The sequence below is a fragment of the Candidatus Pantoea gossypiicola genome, from assembly GCF_008632075.1.
Lineage (GTDB): Bacteria > Pseudomonadota > Gammaproteobacteria > Enterobacterales > Enterobacteriaceae > Pantoea > Pantoea gossypiicola.
On the sequence record NZ_VWVM01000014.1, the window covers coordinates 76,669 to 94,858 of the forward strand.

An 18,190-nucleotide genomic window follows, 5' to 3' on the forward strand; every position below is an offset into this window, starting at 1 on the left:
TTTTATGAATCTATGTCGCTGCTTTTTCAGCCTGCTGCTGCTGCTGCCGCTGTTTGCCAGCGCCGGACCGGCGGCTGACTTTGCCGCCGCCAGCCGCAGCCAGCAGGCCACGCTGTTGCAACAGTGGGCCGCCGCGCCGGACAGCCATCGCCTGCCGCTGCTGGAAGCGCTGAAGGCCGAAACCGTGGTCATCGACCAGAACAAACAGCCGTTCAGCCAGCAGGGTTCGACGCTGCAGCCGCTGGACGCCGTATCGCAACCTGCGGGTAACCTGAAAAAGCTGTTTATGAACAATCGTCTGCGCGTGCTGGTGAACAACGCGCTGGCTGCCCACCAGCTGGTGAGCAGTGATGCTGCCCTGCGTCTGCGCGCGGCGCAGCAGTTGCAGAATGAGGGTACCGCCGACCAGTTGCCGCTGCTGGAACAGCGTCTGGCCGCCGAGCAGGATAGCCGGGTACATGCCGCATTAGCGCTGGCGCTGGCGAACCTGCAACTGGCGGATGGCGAACCGATGGTGCGCCTGCGGGCCGTAAAACTGCTGGGTGAGTCCAGCGATCCCAATACGCAGGCCAGCCTGCAACGCCTGACGCAGCCCGCGAATGAGCCGGACGCCACGGTGCGGGCAGCGGCGGCGGAGAGCCTGCAACAGATTCAGAAGCGGCTGATGTGGGGCGATCTGCTGGGACAGGCATTTAGCGGCCTGTCGCTGGGCTCCATCCTGCTGCTGGCCGCGCTGGGCCTGGCGATCACCTATGGCCTGCTTGGGGTGATCAACATGGCGCACGGTGAAATGCTGATGCTCGGCGCGTACGCCACCTGGTGGGTTCAGAGCCTGTTTCAGCAGTTTGCGCCGGACTATTTAGCCTGGTATCCGCTGCTGGCACTGCCTGTCGCCTTTATGGTCACTGCCGCCATCGGTATGGCGCTGGAGCGCACGGTGATCCGCCATCTCTATGGCCGTCCACTGGAGACGCTCCTTGCCACCTGGGGGATCAGCCTGATGCTGATCCAGCTGGTGCGGGTGCTGTTCGGAGCGCAGAACCTGGAGGTGGCGAACCCGTCGTGGCTCTCCGGCGGCTTACAGCTGCTGCCTAATCTGGTGCTGCCGTGGAACCGCATTGCGGTGATCCTGTTTGTGGTGTTTGTGCTGGCGCTGACCTGGCTGCTGCTGAACCGGACGCGTCTTGGCATGAACGTGCGCGCCGTGACTCAGAACCGCGCCATGGCGGAGTGCTGCGGCGTGCCGACCGGCCGCGTCGATATGCTGGCGTTCGGACTCGGCTCCGGCATTGCCGGGCTGGGCGGCGTGGCGCTGTCACAGCTCGGAAACGTCGGACCGGAGCTGGGTCAGGGCTACATCATCGACTCGTTCCTGGTCGTGGTGCTGGGTGGCGTCGGCCAGCTAGCGGGCACCGTGGTTGCCGCGTTCAGCCTGGGGATTCTGAACAAAGTGCTGGAGCCGCAGATCGGCGCGGTGCTGGGTAAGATCCTGATTCTGGTGATTATCGTGCTGTTTATTCAAAAACGTCCGCAGGGACTGTTTGCGGTTAAAGGAAGGGTGACAGACTGATGACGCAACCCATCACGCTTCGCATGGCGCGCACCGCGCCGCGCCTGACGATCGGCATCGGCCTGGCGATCACCCTGGCGTTACTGGTGATGCCGTTTCTGGCGCTGCTGCCCGCCACGCATCCGCTGGCGATCTCTACCTATACCCTGACGCTGGTCGGCAAAATCCTCTGCTATGCGGTGGTCGCGGTGGCGCTGGATTTGGTGTGGGGCTACGCCGGACTGCTCTCGCTGGGCCACGGCCTGTTCTTTGCGCTGGGCGGATATGCCATGGGTATGTACCTGATGCGCCAGGCCGCCGGTGAGGGCTTGCCCGCCTTTATGTCCTTTCTCTCCTGGCGTGAGCTACCCTGGTTCTGGGCCGGCACCGACTATTTCGCCTGGGCGCTCTGCCTGAGCATGCTGGTGCCGGGCCTGCTGGCGCTGGTGTTTGGCTTCTTCGCTTTTCGCTCGACGATCAAAGGTGTCTACTTCTCCATCATGACCCAGGCGCTGACCTACGCCGGAATGCTACTGTTCTTCCGCAATGAAACCGGTTTTGGCGGCAACAACGGCTTTACCGGCTTTACCACCCTGCTCGGCTTTTCGGTGACCGCGACCGGCACCCGCATCGGGCTGTTTATCGCCACCGTGCTGCTGCTGCTGCTGAGTCTGATGATCGGCTTCGCCCTGGCGCGCAGCAGGTTTGGCCGGGTGCTGACTGCGGTACGCGATGCCGAAAACCGCCTGATGTTCTGTGGTTACGATCCACGCGGCTTCAAGCTATTTGTCTGGACGCTCTCTGCCGTGCTGTGCGGCCTGGCCGGGGCGCTCTATGTGCCGCAGGTCGGCATTATCAATCCGGGCGAGATGTCACCGGCTAACTCGATAGAAGCGGCGATCTGGGTGGCGCTGGGCGGACGCGGCACGTTGATTGGCCCGCTGCTTGGAGCGGCAATTGTTAACGGCGCACGCAGCTTCTTCACCGTCGCCTTCCCCGAATACTGGCTCTTTTTCCTGGGCCTGATGTTTATCCTGGTCACGCTGTTTCTGCCGCACGGCGTGATTGGCCTGCTGCGCCGGAGAAAAAAATGAGTAATGCCCTGTTTACCCAACCCCAGCTGGCGGATCGCCACCGGGCGCAGCGCGATCCGGTGCTGCAACTGGAGAAGATCAGCGTGTCATTTGAGGGCTTCCGGGCGCTGACCGACCTTTCGCTGCAGATCGGCGTCGGTGAACTGCGCTGTGTGATCGGCCCCAACGGCGCGGGTAAAACCACGCTGATGGATGTGATCACTGGCAAAACCCGGCCCGATTCTGGACGCGTGATCTACGACCAGGACAGCGATCTGACCCGTCTCTCACCCGTCGAGATCGCCCGCGCCGGGATTGGCCGTAAGTTCCAGAAGCCCACGGTGTTTGAGGCGTTAACCGTGTTCGAGAATCTGGAGATCGCGCTCAAAGCCGATAAATCGGTCTGGGCCAGCCTGCGCGCCCGCCTTAATAGCTAACAGCGTGACCGGATTGATGAAGTACTGAAACTGCTGCGGCTGGGCGGCGAACGCCAGCGCCGCGCGGGCCTGCTGTCGCACGGACAGAAGCAGTTTCTGGAAATTGGCATGCTGCTGGTACAGGAGCCGCATCTGCTGCTGCTGGATGAACCGGCGGCGGGCATGACCGACGCAGAGACGGACTACACCGCCGAGCTGTTCCGCAGCCTGGCGGGCAAACATTCCCTGATGGTGGTGGAGCATGACATGGGCTTTGTCGAGACCATCGCTGACCATGTCACGGTGCTGCATCAGGGGCAGGTGCTGGCCGAGGGTTCACTGCGCGAAGTGCAGGCTAATGAGCAGGTTATCGACGTTTATCTGGGGCGCTGAGATGTTACAGGTTACTGAACTGAATCAATATTATGGCGGCAGTCATATTCTGCGCGGTCTGTCATTTGAGGTGAAGATTGGCGAAATTACCTGTCTGCTGGGGCGCAATGGCGTGGGGAAAACCACGCTGCTGAAGTGCCTGATGGGGCTGATTCCGGCGAAGTCGGGCGAGATCCAGTGGCAACAGCAGCGGATGAACGGCCGCAAGCCGCACCAGCGGGTGCAGGCGGGCATCGCCTGGGTGCCGCAGGGGCGGGAAATCTTTCCGCGTCTGACGGTGGAAGAGAATCTGCTGATGGGCCTGTCGCGCTTTCCGGCAGCAGCGGCGCGTGAAGTGCCGGAGGAGATCTATCAGCTCTTTCCAGTGCTGCTGGCGATGAAGTCACGCCGGGGCGGCGATCTCTCTGGCGGCCAGCAGCAGCAGCTGGCGATCGGCCGGGCGCTGGCCTGTCGGCCCCAGCTGTTGATCCTTGATGAGCCGACCGAAGGGATCCAGCCCTCGGTGATCAAAGAGATCGGCGCGGTGATCCGCCAGCTGGCGCAGCGGGGCGATATGGCGATCCTGCTGGTGGAGCAGTTTTATGACTTCGCGGCGGAGCTGGCGGACAGCTATCTGGTCATGTCGCGCGGGGAGATCGTGCAGCGTGGCCGCGGCGACACCATGGAAGCCGAGGGTGTGCGCGGCCTGGTAGCGATTTAAACCCGGCTCAGAGCAGGCCGGTTTCAACGGAGAAGTGGCGCTGTTCGCAAGGACGATCAGCGTGCTCCCTCTGGCCAGCGAGTGGCGGGCAGAATACAGGTCGTCCCCTGTTGAACCTGATGGAGCAGCAGCCAGAAGATGGCCTGTTGAAACTGCCCTGTCGGGCTGCGCGTAACCCTGCAAAACATTCAGCTCAGCCGGGGCCGATCGGCCTGAATGCACATGGCGGAGGTTTGCGGCCCTTACCGATTGCGGGTAAGATTGATTGCCAGCCTGGCGGATGAGACGCAACTCATTAAAATCTGTGAGGTTTGTAGCGTATCGACGTCGATTCTGGCGTCCCTTCTCCGCACTGCAGGACAGGTAACAGAGATGACCATGGAAACCCGGCGCGACGAACGCATTCACAAGCTGACGCAGGCGCTTAAACGCACCGACAAACTGCATCTGAAAGATGCGGCCCAGCTGCTGGGCGTCTCAGAGATGACGGTTCGCCGCGATTTAACCGAGCCGGGTTCCAGCGTGGTCCTGCTGGGTGGCTACATCGTCAGCGATCCGAAAAGTCATGCCGGCCACTATTTTGTCAGCGATCAGCATGGTCAGAATGCTGCCAGAAAGCAGCGGCTGGCGCAGACGGCGGCCAGCCTGATCAGCGAGAACGATACGGTCTTCTTTGACTGCGGTACGACCCTGCCCTATATCGTTGATGCCATTCCTGACACGCTGTCATTTACCGCCATCTGCTGTGCCATGAACACCTTTCTGACCCTGAAAGAGAAACCGGCCTGTAATGTGATTCTCAGCGGCGGTGAATTTCATGCCGACAATGCGCTGTTTACGCCGATTGGCGTGCACACCATTCTGGACGATCTCTGTCCGACGCTGGCCTTTATCTCTGCGGCGGGCATCGACAAAGAGCAGGGGGCGACCTGCTACAACACCAATGAGCTGATGATGAAACATCACGCCATGCTGCGCGCCCGAAAGTCGGTGCTGGTAGCGGACAGCAGTAAATATGGCAAAGTGCTGCCCGCCCGCATCGCCGAGCTGCAGCGCTTTGATCTGCTGGTGAGCGACAGCGCGCCCGATCAGGCATTACAAAACTGGCTGGCACAGCAGGGGATACCGCTGCGCCTGCCCTGAGGCCTGCCCCGGCACTATCGTCAGCGAATGAGCGCGGAAATCAGTTAGTTATCCCGCACGTCGTCCGGCATCCCTTCTGCCCCACGAATATTCGCCGCTCCCCGGCTGGGATTAAACGGTGAAAAAGGCTAAACTTCGACATCATTCCAACGACCAACAGACCCAGAGGCTCAAACCAACGTGGCTCAATTCGTCTATAGCATGCATCGCGTCGGCAAAGTCGTTCCGCCGAAGCGTCATATCCTGAAAAACATCTCGCTCAGCTTCTTCCCTGGCGCAAAAATCGGCGTACTCGGCCTGAACGGTGCGGGTAAATCTACCCTGCTGCGCATCATGGCCGGCATTGATAAAGACATCGAAGGGGAAGCGCGTCCGCAGCCAGGCATCAAGATTGGCTACCTGCCGCAGGAACCGCAGCTTAACCTTGAACACACCGTGCGTGAGTCGGTTGAAGAAGCGCTGTCAGAAGTGGTTGGCGCACTGAAACGTCTCGACGAAGTCTATGCGCTCTATGCCGAAGAGGGTGCAGACTTCGACAAGCTGGCCGCTGAGCAGGGTCGTCTGGAAGAGATCATCCAGGCACACGACGGTCACAACCTGAATACTCAGCTGGAGCGTGCTGCCGATGCGCTGCGCCTGCCGGACTGGGACGCGAAAATCGCCACCCTTTCCGGTGGTGAACGTCGCCGCGTCGCCCTGTGCCGCCTGCTGCTGGAAAAACCAGACATGCTGCTGCTGGATGAACCAACGAACCACCTGGACGCCGAATCTGTCGCCTGGCTGGAGCGCTTCCTGCATGACTTCGAGGGTACCGTCGTCGCGATTACGCATGACCGTTACTTCCTGGATAACGTGGCAGGCTGGATTCTGGAACTTGACCGCGGTGAAGGTATCCCGTGGGAAGGCAACTACTCCTCCTGGCTGGAGCAGAAAGATGCGCGTCTGGCGCAGGAAGCCTCTTCTGAAGCCGCTCGTCGTAAGTCGATTGAGAAAGAGCTGGAGTGGGTTCGCAAAGGACCAAAAGGCCAGCAGTCGAAAGGCAAAGCCCGTCTGGCACGCTTTGAAGAGCTGAATAATACCGACTACCAGAAGCGTAACGAAACCAACGAACTGTTCATTCCGCCAGGTGCCCGTCTGGGTGACAAAGTGCTGGAAGTCAGCAATCTGCGTAAGTCCTATGGCGACCGTGTGCTGATTGACAATCTCTCATTCTCTGTGCCAAAAGGCGCGATTGTCGGGATTATCGGTCCGAACGGCGCGGGTAAATCCACGCTGTTCCGTATGATGTCAGGTCAGGAACAGCCTGATTCCGGCAGCATTGTGCTGGGCGAGACCGTTAAGCTGGCCTCCGTCGATCAGTTCCGCGACAGCATGGACAATTCCAAAACCGTGTGGGAAGAAGTCTCCGGCGGTCAGGACATCATGCGTATCGGAAACACCGAAATGCCAAGCCGTGCCTATGTCGGCCGCTTTAACTTCAAAGGCGTCGATCAGGGCAAACGCGTGGGCGAACTTTCCGGTGGTGAGCGTGGTCGTCTGCACCTCGCGAAGCTGCTGCAGGTTGGCGGCAACATGCTGCTGCTCGATGAACCAACCAACGACCTGGACATCGAAACCCTGCGCGCGCTGGAAAACGCCCTGCTCGAGTTCCCGGGCTGTGCGATGGTTATCTCGCATGACCGCTGGTTCCTGGACCGTATCGCGACGCACATTCTGGATTATCAGGATGAAGGCAACATCGAATTCTTCGAAGGTAACTTTACCGAATATGAAGAGTACAAGAAGCGTACCCTCGGCGCTGACGCGCTGGAGCCGAAGCGCATCAAGTACAAACGTATGACGAAGTAATCGACTCTGGGGGAGGCTCAGGCCTCCTCCTGTTTCACCTGTTACTTTTAAGGTCTGAGCGCAATGAAGAAAAAAGCCGATCGTCCATTGGCTAAAAAAGCGGAAGCAATTTATGAAGCGAATAAAGTCGCGAACTTTGCCGCTAGTTCACTGCTTGAGGGGATACATATTTCAGCCGATGTGGAATTATCAACCCTGAAACAGGTTCGACGCCGCTATAAGCAGTGACAGGAGCTGAACGTGAATCGTTATCTTGTCTGGCGAGATCACTACTGTTACCCCGATTCCGATGTTCTGATTAATCGTTACGATATTCGCGACCAGACTCTGCTCGATCAGGCTGAGCGTGATGTTACCGCGCTGACCATTCACACCATTAAGCTCTCTCATCCCCCTTTCACCCTTCAGTCGCTGTGCCACATCCATTACTGCCTGTTTAACGAGCTGTATAGCTGGGCAGGACAGATACGCGATATATCAATCAGCAAAGGGCAGACCCGATTTTGCCAGCCGGCTTTTATTGCGCGTGAAGCGGAGAGATTATTTGCAAAACTGGCGAAGGAGAGGTTGCTGGAACAACAGGACCATCAAGCCTTCTGTCATCAGATTGCCTGGTATTATTGCGAGCTCAATATCCTGCATCCCTTCCGGGAAGGAAACGGTCGGGCATTACGCATTCTGTTCGAACATATTATTCTTCATGCGGGCTATCAGGTGAGCTGGAAAGGCCTGAGCGCCAGCGACTGGTTAGCGGCAAATATTGCAGGTTATCAGTCTGGCCCGCAAAAGATGGCGGCACTGTTTCTGCGCCATATCGTGCCAATCAGCGATAAAACTCCCTGAACACCGGTGACTGCAGCGCAAACTCAATAAAGCGCGCCAGCGCAGGTGAATTCAGTTTACGACCCGGATAGACCAGCCACAGCTCATTCCCCTCCACTTCCCACTCCGGCAGCACCGGCACCAGCCGGGGATCCGCCATCGCGCCATCGGTCAGAAAATGTGGCAGCAGCGTAATGCCCGCATCGCCCAGCGCCGATTCGCGCGCATAGAGTAAATTGTCGGTGAGATGACCCGGCGGCAGCAGCCAGCGGTAGAACTCATCGTCACGCTGCAATACCCATTCATTCCAGGCGCGATGCGCAATACAGCGGTGAGCCGACAGCTGCTGTGGATGTAGCAATGGTGGATGCTGATTAAGATAGTGCTGTGACGCAACCAGCAGTCGCGGGCAGTTGCCTATCCGCCGGCCAATCAGCGAGGACTCCTGCGGCTGTCCGGTGCGCAGCGCCACATCAAAGCCCTCCTGCACCAGATCGCGCATCTCATCAGAGATCGAAACATCCAGCGTCACATCAGGATAAAGACGTAAAAACGCTGCATTACAGCGCGCCAGCAACGTGGCACCAATGCCTGCCGGGCTGGTGATGCGCAGGCGCCCGCTGGGGTTTTCCCGCAGGCTGGCGATAGCCTGATCGGCGCGCTCACTGGCCTGCATCATCTCCTGACAGTGCAGCAGATAGCGCTCACCGGCAAAGGTCAGGTTGAGCTGTCGGGTAGTGCGGTTCAGCAGCCGGATTCCCAGCCGCTGCTCCAGCTGGCTGATGCGCTGACTGACGCTCGATTTGGGCAGACCTGCACGTTCAGCCGCGCCGGTAAAGCTACCGCATTCCGCTACCTGCGCAAACAACGCCATATCCTGCCACTGACGAAACGCCATTGTTCACCTCAGACGAACACTCTATGAAATATTGTCCATCTTATCACCGCTAAAACCAGGTTCTACACTTAAAGCCTGTTCCGAATCATTACAGCAGCCTGCCACGGACAGCGTGGCTCAGCCCCTGAAAGTGTGAGCACTCTTCAGGGCCAGAATAGTAACCACACAATTCAGGCTCCAGGCCTGACTAAACAGGAAAACGTTATGTCTATTCGCGCTATCGCAGTTAATCCGGAAAATCCTGAAAACTTCACTGAAATTTTCCCTGAAACCCCAACGCCAGGTGAGTATGACCTGCGCGTTGAAGTCAAAGCCGCATCAGTCAACCCAGTCGATACTAAGGTTCACAAAGGGGCGAAAAAGAACGGCTTACAGCAGCCACGCATTCTCGGCTGGGATGCCAGCGGCGTCGTGCTGGAAGTGGGCAGCAAAGTCAGCAACTTTAAGCCTGGCGATGAAGTCTTCTATGCTGGCGACCTGACCCGCCCTGGCAGTAACAGCACTGAGCAACTGGTGGACTCACGTATCACCGGTCACAAGCCAGAGAGCCTGGACTGGGCGCAGTCGGCGGCGATCCCGCTGACGGCCCTGACCGCCTGGGAAGGCCTGTTTGAACGACTGAATCTTGAGAGCGCAACTGACGATCAGACTCTGCTGATCGTCGGCGGTGCAGGCGGTGTCGGATCGCTGGCGATCCCGCTGGCGAAGCTGCGCAGCAAGGTGAAGATCATTGCGACGGCCTCGCGTGAAGATTCCGCGCAGTGGTGCAGCGATCGCGGTGCCGATCTGGTGATCAACTACAAAGATATGATCGGTGAGCTGGAGAAACAGGGCATCAAGCAGGTCGATTATATCTTCTGCCTCAATGACACTGACGGTCACTGGGAAACTATGGCAAAACTGATCGCTCCGCAGGGTCATATCTGCACCATCGTGGAAAACGAACATCCCCTGTCGATGGACCAGTTGAAGCTGAAGAGTGCGGCACTGCACTTCGAGCTGATGTATACCCGCAGCATGTTCAATACACCGGATATGGCGCGTCAGGGCGAGATTCTGGATGCGGTATCAGCGTTGCTGGACGAAGGGAAGCTGCAGACCACGCTGAGCGAAACGCTGCACGGCCTGAGCGTTGAGACCTTAACCGCCGCCCATCAGCGTGTGCTGGAAGGCCACATGCGCGGCAAAGTGGTGATGGTCTATTAATGCCCTGACCCGGCTACCGCATAGCAGCCGGGTCATAGCTTGCGTTACTGGGCGTTTTTCTCGCCCAGCATCGCTTTTACCAGCTCAATGCAGCGCAGGAAACGGGTGTCATAATCATCTTCCTGCACATGCAGGAATTCGATGTTATTTTCCCGCAGCATCGTGACCAGCATCGACTGAAACTCCCGCCGATCTACCGAACTGCCCAGGCTGCGCAATCCATCCGCAACCCAGGGCACGTTGTTCTCCAGCAGAATCACCAGATCAAAGCGATATTCATCGATCAACGCCTGCACAAAGGGATGTTCACGCCCTTCATATTTGAGACAAAACGCCTGCGTGGTCACAAAGTCGGTGTCGATAAACGCCACTTTATTAGCATATTTGACGGCGAAATCGATGTACTGCGCCTGGCCCAGCGCGATCTTGTCGTAATCGGAATATTGCAGCGCCATTTCGTCACCACCCAGATGGGAAAAGACATAATCGCGGCCATATTCCCAGGCGCTGGTGGTGTTAAAGATGTTGGCGAGTTTATTCACCAGCGTCGATTTACCGCTCGACTCTCCGCCGAGGATCGCCACGGTACGCACAAAGAACGGTTTCACTTCCGTGGGAATGTAATCCCAGAAGCGGAACGGATCCTGACGAATCTGCGCGCCGCTGATACTCATAAAGGATCGGTTAGGATCGACCAGCACGGTCTGAATGCCCAGGTGCTGCTGGTACATCTCCGCATCGGGCGCTTCGCTGGTGTAGATACAGTCCGGCGCAATGCCGTGCTCGCTGAGAAACGCGCTGACGCCTTGACTCCACACATCCCAGCCGTGCGGATAGGGTTCGATCCCCTCTTCATCAAAGGCGTGAATGCGAATATTTTTCTGATACTTAAAGGTCTGCAGCAGCCAGCGCAGGCGATCGCTGACCGTCGGCTGCTGTGACATTGCGCTGTTCTCAAACAGCTCACGGTCGCGCGGCTCGTCATAACCCATAATGATATGCAGCTCATCCACCTGGCTACAGGCGCGCTGAATCAGATAGATATGGCCGGTATGCAACGGATAAAATTTACCAAATACCACGCCCACCGTTTTATCGCGGCGCGGAAACTCCAGTCCGAGAAAACGGTGCAGCGCCTCCAGCTTTTGCGCGCTGGGGCTTTTAATTTTGGCATTGAGCAACTGGCTCAGATAGCCTTTGGTCATGCCGCTGGCATCAGCAACCTGTTGCAGCGTATGACCCTGCTGGCGAATGGCCGTTTTCAGATAATCAAACGACGACATGTCATGCCTCCTGCATCAATGCGGTTAAGGTGGGAGCGGCCAGCCCGCGACGCAGGCTGGCCGCAGGCGCGTTACAGATCGTCCAGAATCGCCAGCGCATCGGCCAGCTTCTTCGCGCTGAAAACCTGCATCCCGGCAATCGGTTTTTTCGGTGCATTCCCCGCCGGTACAATGGCGCGTTTGAAACCATGCTTCGCCGCTTCAGAGATGCGCTCCTGACCGCTGGGCACCGGACGGATCTCACCGGCCAGCCCCACTTCGCCGAAGATCACCAGATCCTGCGGCAGCGGACGATCGCGCAAGCTCGACACCATCGACAGCATCAGCGCCAGGTCCGCACTGGTTTCGGTGACTTTAACGCCACCAACCACGTTGACGAACACATCCTGGTCCGCCATCTGCAATCCGCCGTGGCGGTGTAAAACGGCGAGCAGAATCGCCAGACGGTTCTGTTCCAGACCCACTGCCACGCGACGAGGATTGCCCATCATTGAGTGATCGACCAGCGCCTGAATCTCTACCAGCAGCGGACGCGTTCCCTCCCACAGCACCATAATCGAACTGCCCGAGGTAACCTCTTCGCCACGCGACAGGAAGATAGCGGACGGGTTGCTGACTTCACGCATGCCCTGCTCGGTCATGGCAAACACACCCAGCTCATTCACTGCGCCGAAGCGGTTTTTATGGCTGCGCAGCGTGCGAAAGCGGGAATCGGCATCGCCATCCAGCAGCACTGAGCAGTCAATACAGTGCTCCAGCACCTTCGGTCCGGCCAGCGAGCCATCTTTGGTGACGTGGCCGACCATGATGATCGCCACGCCGCGCGTTTTGGCGAAACGCGTCAGGTAAGCGGCGGTTTCACGCACCTGAGCCACGCTGCCCGGTGATGACTGGATCTCCGCCATGTGCATGACCTGGATCGAGTCGATCACCATCAGTTGCGGCTGCTCCTGTTCGGCGATCAGGCAGATCTGCTCAATGCTGGTTTCCGACAGCATATTCACATTTTCGGTGGGTAATCCCAGACGATGGGCGCGCATTGCTACCTGTTGCAGTGACTCTTCTCCGGTGACGTAAAGGGTTTTCATCCCTTCTGACAAGCGGCACATCACCTGCAGCAGCAGCGTGGATTTGCCCGCGCCCGGACTGCCGCCAATCAGAATGGCACTGCCCGGCACGACGCCGCCGCCCAGTACCCGGTCAAACTCTTTAAAGCTGGTCGAGAAACGCGGTAACGCCTCCAGGCTGATTTCAGAGAGCTTCTGCACCCGGCTGGTGCCAGCGCTGCCGGCATAACCACTCAGGCGCTCGTTACGTGCAGCGGCGGGCGAGGCGGCGATGCGCACCTCGGTGATGGTGTTCCAGGCATGACAGGCGCTGCATTGCCCCTGCCAGCGTGGGTAATCTGCGCCACATTCATTACAGACAAATGCGCGTTTTGCCGCTTTGGCCAAATCAATACCTCTGTTAACGCTCTTCGTGGATCAGGCTGCCGCTGAGGATGCAGAACACACCCATTAAATCGGCATGACGAATGGTGACCGCAGTCTGCTCATTCACTTTAGGTTTAGCATGGAACGCAATGCCCAGCGCTGAGGCTTTGATCATCAGCAGGTCATTGGCCCCGTCGCCGATTGCCACCGTCTGTTCCGGCGCGATGTCAAAACGCTGCGCCAGCTTCTTCAGGGTATCGGCTTTGTATTGTGCGTCGACAATCGGACCCAGCACGTTGCCGGTCAGTTTGCCGTCGCGAATTTCGAGTTCATTGGCCACCACCGCCGACAGATGCAGCCTGTCGCGCAGGTATTCGGCGTAGTAGGTAAAGCCGCCGGACGCGATGGCAACCTGCCAGCCCAGTGCCTGCAATTTCTGCGTCAGCGTCGTTAAGCCGGGCATCAGCGGCAGCGCATCGCGCACCTGTTTGAGAATATTGGCGTCTGCGCCCTGCAGCGTGGCAACGCGCTGACGCAGGCTGGCGGTGAAGTCGAGTTCGCCGCGCATTGCGCGCTCCGTCACTTCCGCTACCTGCTCGCCGCAGCCCGCCAGTTTAGCGATTTCGTCGATGCATTCGATCTGAATCGCGGTCGAGTCCATATCCATGACCAGCAGGCCTGGCGTTTTGAGATGCGGGATTTTGCCCAGCGGCGCTACGTCCAGCCCGGCGTCGTGCGCCAGCTTGCTGGCAAATGGCGTCAGCGATCCCGCCAGGCGAATCACCTGATACTCATCGACGTTCCAGGCGCTGACGATCACCATCGCCGCACCCAGCTGGTGCTGGTAATCGGTCAGCCGTTGCTTATCCAGCCCGCGGCCATACAGCAGCCAGCCGGTACGGCCAGCGCGATAATCCAGCGGCATCACTTCATCACCGCTAAGAGAAAGGGGCAAACCCGGCCAGAGGGAGACATCGGCGGGAAGATCGCACCAGGTTAAACGATTTGGCATCAGAGCTCCTGTAGGGACAACAAAACCACGCAAGAGGCTACCTTGTCTGCGCCGCTTCTGGCAACATAATCTCCAGGCTTTCTGTTGTGATATGACCCGGATGATTAATGGCTAAAACCGCACTGAAATTTCGCTTACACCGTACCGTGATCGTTCTTATCTCGATGGCGCTGCTGGTCGTGCTGATGCAGGGTGCTTCCTGGTTCAGTCTCGGCCATCAGACGGCGCGTTCTGAGCAGGTCGAGGAGCTGGCGCATACGCTGACCAGCCAGGTGGCGTTCAGCCTTAAGCCGTTGATGGACAACAGTGAAAATAACCGGAATCAGATTGAAGCCATTCTTAATCAGATGACGGCGAACAGCCGTATTCTGGATGCATCCGTGTATGACGGAGACGGCAGCCTGGTGGCGCACAGCGGTGAAAACATCAATGTCCGCGACCGGCTGGCGCTCGATGGCAAGCGCGCGGGCAGCTATTTCAACCACCAGATTGTGCAGCCGCTGGCCGGAACCGATGGCCCGCTGGGCTTTTTGCGCGTAACGCTGGATACCCATGTGCTGGTCACCGACTCACATCAGGTCGATAACACCACCAATATTCTGCGTCTGATGATGCTGCTGGCGCTGGCCATCGGCATTATTCTCTCCCGTACTCTGCTGCGCCACCGCCGTACCCGCTGGCAGCAGTCACCGTTCCTGCTCACCGCCAGCACGCCGGTACAGGAGGATCGGGATGAAGATGACCCGAAGAAAGATTAATGTCCGGCTCTGTTGAAAGGATAAAACGAGAAAGGCCCGCTGTGCGGGCCTTTTTTATGGGAACGTTGCGGATTTGCGAGACAGCTTCCCTTAGCCGATCAGCAGCGCTTCCAGCTCACTCAGCGATTTGACCTGCCAGGTCGGTTTGATATGTTCCGGCAACGGCCGGGTGCCATGATCGAGCCAGCAGGTTTTCAGGCCAGCATTCATGCCGCCCAGAATGTCTGACTCTGGGGTATCCCCCACCATCAGCACCCGCTGACGATCCGGATTGCCCATCCGTTCCAGCGCATAATCAAAGATCTCTGCCGCCGGTTTTGGCACGCCGACCTGCTCAGAGATCACCAGCGCCGAAAAGTAATCACGGAAACCGGTGCGCTCAAGACGCGTCTGCTGCAGCGCGGTAAAGCCGTTGGTAATGATCCCCATCTTTACCTTGCCATGCAGTTGATTCATCAGGCTAACCGCACCTGGCAGCGGCGTGCAGATCTCCCCCATTGCGGAGAGAAAGCCGCTGTTAAGGATCTCTGGCGCCACGCTGAGCTTTTCACTCCAGTGGTTAAAACGCTGAGTCTGCAACTGTAACGCTGAGATAGTGCCGTTCTGATAATCGACCCACAGCGGTTTGTTGATCGCCTGATAATCGCTGTAATCCTGGTCGGTGAACTGCACGTCATATCCGGCGAACAGGCGCTGCAAACCGGCATAGGCGTCGAAATGAAAAAGGGTATCGTCCGCATCAAACAGGATGCAATCCCAGTTATCGATCATTAAAGCTCCTTAACACCACTACGGCGTCAGGGCCATGAGAAGGGCATCTTCACGGCCGCTGGCGGTGGGATAATAGTTGGGACGACGACTGACCTGATTGAATCCAAGCTGCTCATAGAGCGCAATGGCGGGCAGGTTCGAGGCCCGCACTTCCAGCCACAGCGTCAGCACGTCGCGTTTGATCAGTTCATCGATCAGATGCTGCAGCAACTGGCGACCCAACCCCCGGCGCTGAAAGGCGGGATCGACCGCGATGTTAAACAGCGAGGCTTCGTCCAGCACCACCTGAGTAATGGCAAAAGCGGCCATTTTGCCGTCGACATCGAGACGTAAATTGATAAAGCGCTCGCCCTGATTGCTGGCAAACGTCTTTTCACTCCAGGGAAACGCGTGACTACGACACTCAATGGCGTAGGCCTGCGCCAGATCGTCAGGGGTGAGTAAAGAGATGGCTGTCATGGTTACACATCTGTTGCCAGAGCGCGCGTCTGGCGACGCCGCTACTGATCAGTTCATTGAAAGAGGCGCTGGTTAAAGTCACGCCATTAAAAGTCTGTTCGCTCTCCACCCCGAGTAACCAGCCCGCGCAGTTCAGCGTCTCTGGCAGCATTTGCAGCTGATCCGGCGTCACGGTCATTACCTGTGCGGGTTGCAGTTTGAGAGCATGCAGCACGTCGCGCATCAGCGGTTCATGCAGACCGGGCGGTGCGTCAGCGACAATAATTAACTGCGTATCCGGTGCCAGCGTGACGGCAATTTCGCCCTGAAGCACGCGCGGGCGGCGCAGCTGGTACTGTGTAATTCCCATTTGCTGTAAAAGCCAGTCGCGCCTGGACGTCATGGTGTTACCTGTTCTGCTGCCTGAATGCGACGCTATGCTAGCAAACCCATCGAACATGCGCCAACAAACCACTATAATCCCCGCTCAGATCTTACAGGAGCCCTACATGTCTGCTTTAACCCCGGCCAGCGAAGTCATTCTGCGCCACAGTGATGAATTTACCGCCCGCCATGTTTTATTTGCTGGCGATCTGCAGGATGACCTGCCCGCTCAGCTGGAAACCGCTTCGTCGCGCGTTCACACCCAGCAATATCATCACTGGCAAAACCTGAGCCGCCGTATGGGCGAGCAGGCGCGTTACGGCATGGTTGCGCAGGCAGAAGATGTGCAGGGCTGCGATACCCTGGTCTACTTCTGGACCAAGAATAAGCCGGAAGTGCAGTTCCAGCTACAGAACCTGCTCTCTATGCTGCCGGTCGGCTGTGACGTGTTCGTGGTCGGTGAAAACCGCAGCGGCGTGCGCAGTGCCGAAGGCATGGTGGAGTCGTGGGTGAAACTGGAGAAAATCGACAGCGCGCGTCGCTGTGGTCTCTACCATGGTCGCCTGGACAAACAGCCTGAGTTTGATGCCAGCAGCTTTGGTCATCAGTATCAGCTGGATGGTCTGACAATCCATACCCTGCCTGGCGTTTTCAGCCGTGACGGCCTGGACAGCGGCAGTGCCCTGCTGCTCTCGACCTTTACTGCGCATACCAAAGGTAAAGTGCTGGATATGGGCTGTGGCGCAGGCGTGATTGCCGCCTCTCTGCCGGCCCGTTCGCCTAAAGTGCGTTTGTGGCTGTGTGACGTGCACGCGGCTGCCATCGAAGCGAGTAAATTGACGCTGGCCGCCAATGGCATCGAAGGCGAAGTCTTCGCCAGCAACGTCTTCTCTGACGTAACGGGTCGTTTCGACATGATTATCTCGAACCCGCCGTTCCATGAAGGTACCCAGACCAGCCTCGATGCTGCCCAGGCGCTGATCCGTGGCGCAGTGAAACACCTGAACACCGGTGGCGAACTGCGTATCGTCGCAAACACCTTCCTGCCCTACCCACAGGTGCTGGATGAAGCCTTTGGCAGCCACGAAGTTATCGCGCAGACCGGCCGTTTCAAAGTTTATCGTGCCGTCTACGGTCGCGGAGCCAAAACCCGCTAAGCGCTTTTCCCGCCGTCAACCGCGTTGCCGGGCTGAAAACGTTGCTTTTTACAGCGATCGTTTCAGCCCGACGAAATAGTTGTTGACGCAAAGAGTAAAATCTCTAGAATGCGCCTCCGTGGTTGTAACATTCTCAGGGTGTTACGGGTATGCGAAGGTGGCGGAATTGGTAGACGCGCTAGCTTCAGGTGTTAGTGTCCTAACGGACGTGAGGGTTCAAGTCCCTCTCTTCGCACCAAAATCACATGTTTCATATCGCGAGCACTGCGCGAAGGTGGCGGAATTGGTAGACGCGCTAGCTTCAGGTGTTAGTGTCTTAACGGACGTGAGGGTTCAAGTCCCTCTCTTCGCACCATTGCGGTGATATGAACGGACAACTCGATGCGAAGGTGGCGGAATTGGTAGACGCGCTAGCTTCAGGTGTTAGTGTCTTAACGGACGTGAGGGTTCAAGTCCCTCTCTTCGCACCAACGTTGTCATCCTCTGTTTTTTCCTGCAATGCCTTTCTGCTTCCCTTGCAGTATCGTTTTATCCCCTGCTCACTTTAGTTTTTCAGCCCGGTTTCGCTCATCCAGTCGCTTGACGCTGTACCACGATTTTCAGCCGCTCCGCCCTGATTAAATCAGATGAAAATTCACAGAGATAGCCGCCAGTCCGCCTGCTAACGCCAGACAGGATGGCAGTAGCAGATAGTGACGCAGACGCGGGCTGAACAGCATTACGACCGTCAGCAGCAGGGCAACCGTCATCACCATCCGCCACTGACTGAAGCTCGGTTCCCATAAGGCGAACAGCGGCAGTGCGATGCAGGGCAGCAATACGCCCCACGCGCTATCCAGTTTTTTACCCAGTGCCCAGCTGACTCCCCACAGGCTGCAGGCCGCAATAATTGCTATCCCCATGACG

At 57.9% G+C, this 18,190-nt stretch carries 18 protein-coding genes, 3 tRNA genes and 1 pseudogene; 14 read left to right on the forward strand and 8 right to left on the reverse strand.

Annotated elements, in window-relative coordinates; genetic code table 11:
• Positions 1-4: 4 nt before the first annotated feature.
• The 8 genes and pseudogenes from urtB (at position 5) to F3I20_RS17210 (ending at position 7,965) form a co-directional block, all read left to right on the forward strand.
• Positions 5-1,570, forward strand: coding sequence for an urea ABC transporter permease subunit UrtB (gene urtB, locus F3I20_RS17175; protein WP_150037625.1), 1,566 nt, complete (start codon positions 5-7; stop codon positions 1,568-1,570).
• Positions 1,570-2,643 carry an urea ABC transporter permease subunit UrtC gene (urtC, locus tag F3I20_RS17180; protein WP_150010929.1) on the forward strand — a complete coding sequence of 358 codons (1,074 nt, stop codon included), beginning with the start codon at positions 1,570-1,572 and terminating at the stop codon, positions 2,641-2,643. The genes urtB and urtC overlap by 1 nt, the downstream gene beginning before the upstream one ends.
• A pseudogene (gene urtD, locus F3I20_RS17185) lies at positions 2,640-3,431 on the forward strand (urea ABC transporter ATP-binding protein UrtD). Before urtC ends, urtD begins: the two are co-directional and overlap by 4 nt.
• A 1-nt stretch (position 3,432) precedes the next feature.
• Positions 3,433-4,131, forward strand: a complete 699-nt coding sequence (gene urtE, locus F3I20_RS17190) for an urea ABC transporter ATP-binding subunit UrtE (RefSeq protein ID WP_150037624.1) — start codon at positions 3,433-3,435, stop codon at positions 4,129-4,131.
• 378 nt (positions 4,132-4,509) lie between these two features.
• Positions 4,510-5,274 (forward strand): DNA-binding transcriptional repressor DeoR, encoded by a 765-nt coding sequence (gene deoR, locus F3I20_RS17195; RefSeq protein ID WP_150011013.1) that lies wholly within the window; start codon positions 4,510-4,512, stop codon positions 5,272-5,274.
• Between the two features lie 180 nt (positions 5,275-5,454).
• Entirely contained in the window at positions 5,455-7,122 is a 1,668-nt protein-coding gene (gene ettA / locus F3I20_RS17200; RefSeq protein ID WP_150010935.1) for an energy-dependent translational throttle protein EttA, read from the forward strand.
• 63 nt (positions 7,123-7,185) lie between these two features.
• On the forward strand, positions 7,186-7,350 hold the full coding sequence (locus F3I20_RS17205) for a YhfG family protein (protein ID WP_150010937.1): 165 nt from the start codon (positions 7,186-7,188) through the stop codon (positions 7,348-7,350).
• Between the two features lie 12 nt (positions 7,351-7,362).
• Positions 7,363-7,965, forward strand: a complete 603-nt coding sequence (locus F3I20_RS17210; protein WP_150010939.1) for a putative adenosine monophosphate-protein transferase Fic — start codon at positions 7,363-7,365, stop codon at positions 7,963-7,965.
• Here F3I20_RS17210 and F3I20_RS17215 read toward each other — a convergent pair.
• Entirely contained in the window at positions 7,946-8,842 is an 897-nt protein-coding gene (locus F3I20_RS17215; protein ID WP_150037623.1) for a LysR family transcriptional regulator, read from the reverse strand. The genes F3I20_RS17210 and F3I20_RS17215 overlap by 20 nt on opposite strands.
• A gap of 204 nt (positions 8,843-9,046) precedes the next feature.
• Here F3I20_RS17215 and F3I20_RS17220 point away from each other — a divergent pair, with 204 nt between their 5' ends.
• Entirely contained in the window at positions 9,047-10,048 is a 1,002-nt protein-coding gene (locus F3I20_RS17220; RefSeq protein ID WP_150010943.1) for a zinc-binding alcohol dehydrogenase family protein, read from the forward strand.
• 44 nt (positions 10,049-10,092) lie between these two features.
• Here F3I20_RS17220 and nadR read toward each other — a convergent pair whose 3' ends face one another.
• From nadR to serB, 3 genes are all read right to left on the reverse strand, one after another.
• Positions 10,093-11,331 (reverse strand): multifunctional transcriptional regulator/nicotinamide-nucleotide adenylyltransferase/ribosylnicotinamide kinase NadR, encoded by a 1,239-nt coding sequence (gene nadR, locus F3I20_RS17225; protein ID WP_150010945.1) that lies wholly within the window; start codon positions 11,329-11,331, stop codon positions 10,093-10,095.
• Between the two features lie 71 nt (positions 11,332-11,402).
• Positions 11,403-12,785 (reverse strand): DNA repair protein RadA, encoded by a 1,383-nt coding sequence (radA, locus tag F3I20_RS17230; protein ID WP_150010947.1) that lies wholly within the window; start codon positions 12,783-12,785, stop codon positions 11,403-11,405.
• Between the two features lie 13 nt (positions 12,786-12,798).
• Positions 12,799-13,776, reverse strand: a complete 978-nt coding sequence (gene serB / locus F3I20_RS17235; RefSeq protein ID WP_150010949.1) for a phosphoserine phosphatase — start codon at positions 13,774-13,776, stop codon at positions 12,799-12,801.
• Between the two features lie 107 nt (positions 13,777-13,883).
• Between serB and F3I20_RS17240 the strand changes: the two genes are divergently transcribed.
• Positions 13,884-14,534: a YtjB family periplasmic protein gene (locus F3I20_RS17240; RefSeq protein WP_150037622.1), complete on the forward strand. Its 651-nt coding sequence runs from the start codon at positions 13,884-13,886 to the stop codon at positions 14,532-14,534.
• Positions 14,535-14,624: 90 nt separating this feature from the next.
• Here the strand turns inward: F3I20_RS17240 and yjjG are convergent, their stop codons facing one another.
• Genes yjjG through F3I20_RS17255 form a run of 3 tightly spaced genes read right to left on the reverse strand, consistent with a single transcriptional unit; the run spans position 14,625 to position 16,146 of the window.
• The gene (gene yjjG, locus F3I20_RS17245; RefSeq protein ID WP_150037621.1) at positions 14,625-15,305 is read right to left on the reverse strand and encodes a pyrimidine 5'-nucleotidase; all 681 of its coding nucleotides are present in this window, start codon (positions 15,303-15,305) and stop codon (positions 14,625-14,627) included.
• 18 nt (positions 15,306-15,323) lie between these two features.
• Entirely contained in the window at positions 15,324-15,764 is a 441-nt protein-coding gene (gene rimI / locus F3I20_RS17250; protein ID WP_150037620.1) for a ribosomal protein S18-alanine N-acetyltransferase, read from the reverse strand.
• On the reverse strand, positions 15,736-16,146 hold the full coding sequence (locus F3I20_RS17255; protein ID WP_150037619.1) for a DNA polymerase III subunit psi: 411 nt from the start codon (positions 16,144-16,146) through the stop codon (positions 15,736-15,738). The genes rimI and F3I20_RS17255 overlap by 29 nt, the downstream gene beginning before the upstream one ends.
• Positions 16,147-16,252: 106 nt before the next feature.
• On the opposite strand from F3I20_RS17255, the gene rsmC reads away from it, so the two are divergent.
• From rsmC to F3I20_RS17275, 4 genes are all read left to right on the forward strand, one after another.
• Positions 16,253-17,284, forward strand: coding sequence for a 16S rRNA (guanine(1207)-N(2))-methyltransferase RsmC (gene rsmC / locus F3I20_RS17260; RefSeq protein WP_150037618.1), 1,032 nt, complete (start codon positions 16,253-16,255; stop codon positions 17,282-17,284).
• Positions 17,285-17,435: 151 nt separating this feature from the next.
• Positions 17,436-17,522, forward strand: a tRNA-Leu gene (locus F3I20_RS17265).
• Between the two features lie 30 nt (positions 17,523-17,552).
• Positions 17,553-17,639 (forward strand) — tRNA-Leu (locus tag F3I20_RS17270).
• A 28-nt stretch (positions 17,640-17,667) separates the two neighbouring features.
• Positions 17,668-17,754: transfer RNA gene (locus tag F3I20_RS17275), tRNA-Leu, on the forward strand.
• 147 nt (positions 17,755-17,901) lie between these two features.
• Here the strand turns inward: F3I20_RS17275 and F3I20_RS17280 are convergent.
• Positions 17,902-18,186, reverse strand: a complete 285-nt coding sequence (locus tag F3I20_RS17280; protein ID WP_150010961.1) for a DUF1435 domain-containing protein — start codon at positions 18,184-18,186, stop codon at positions 17,902-17,904.
• Positions 18,187-18,190: the final 4 nt, after the last annotated feature.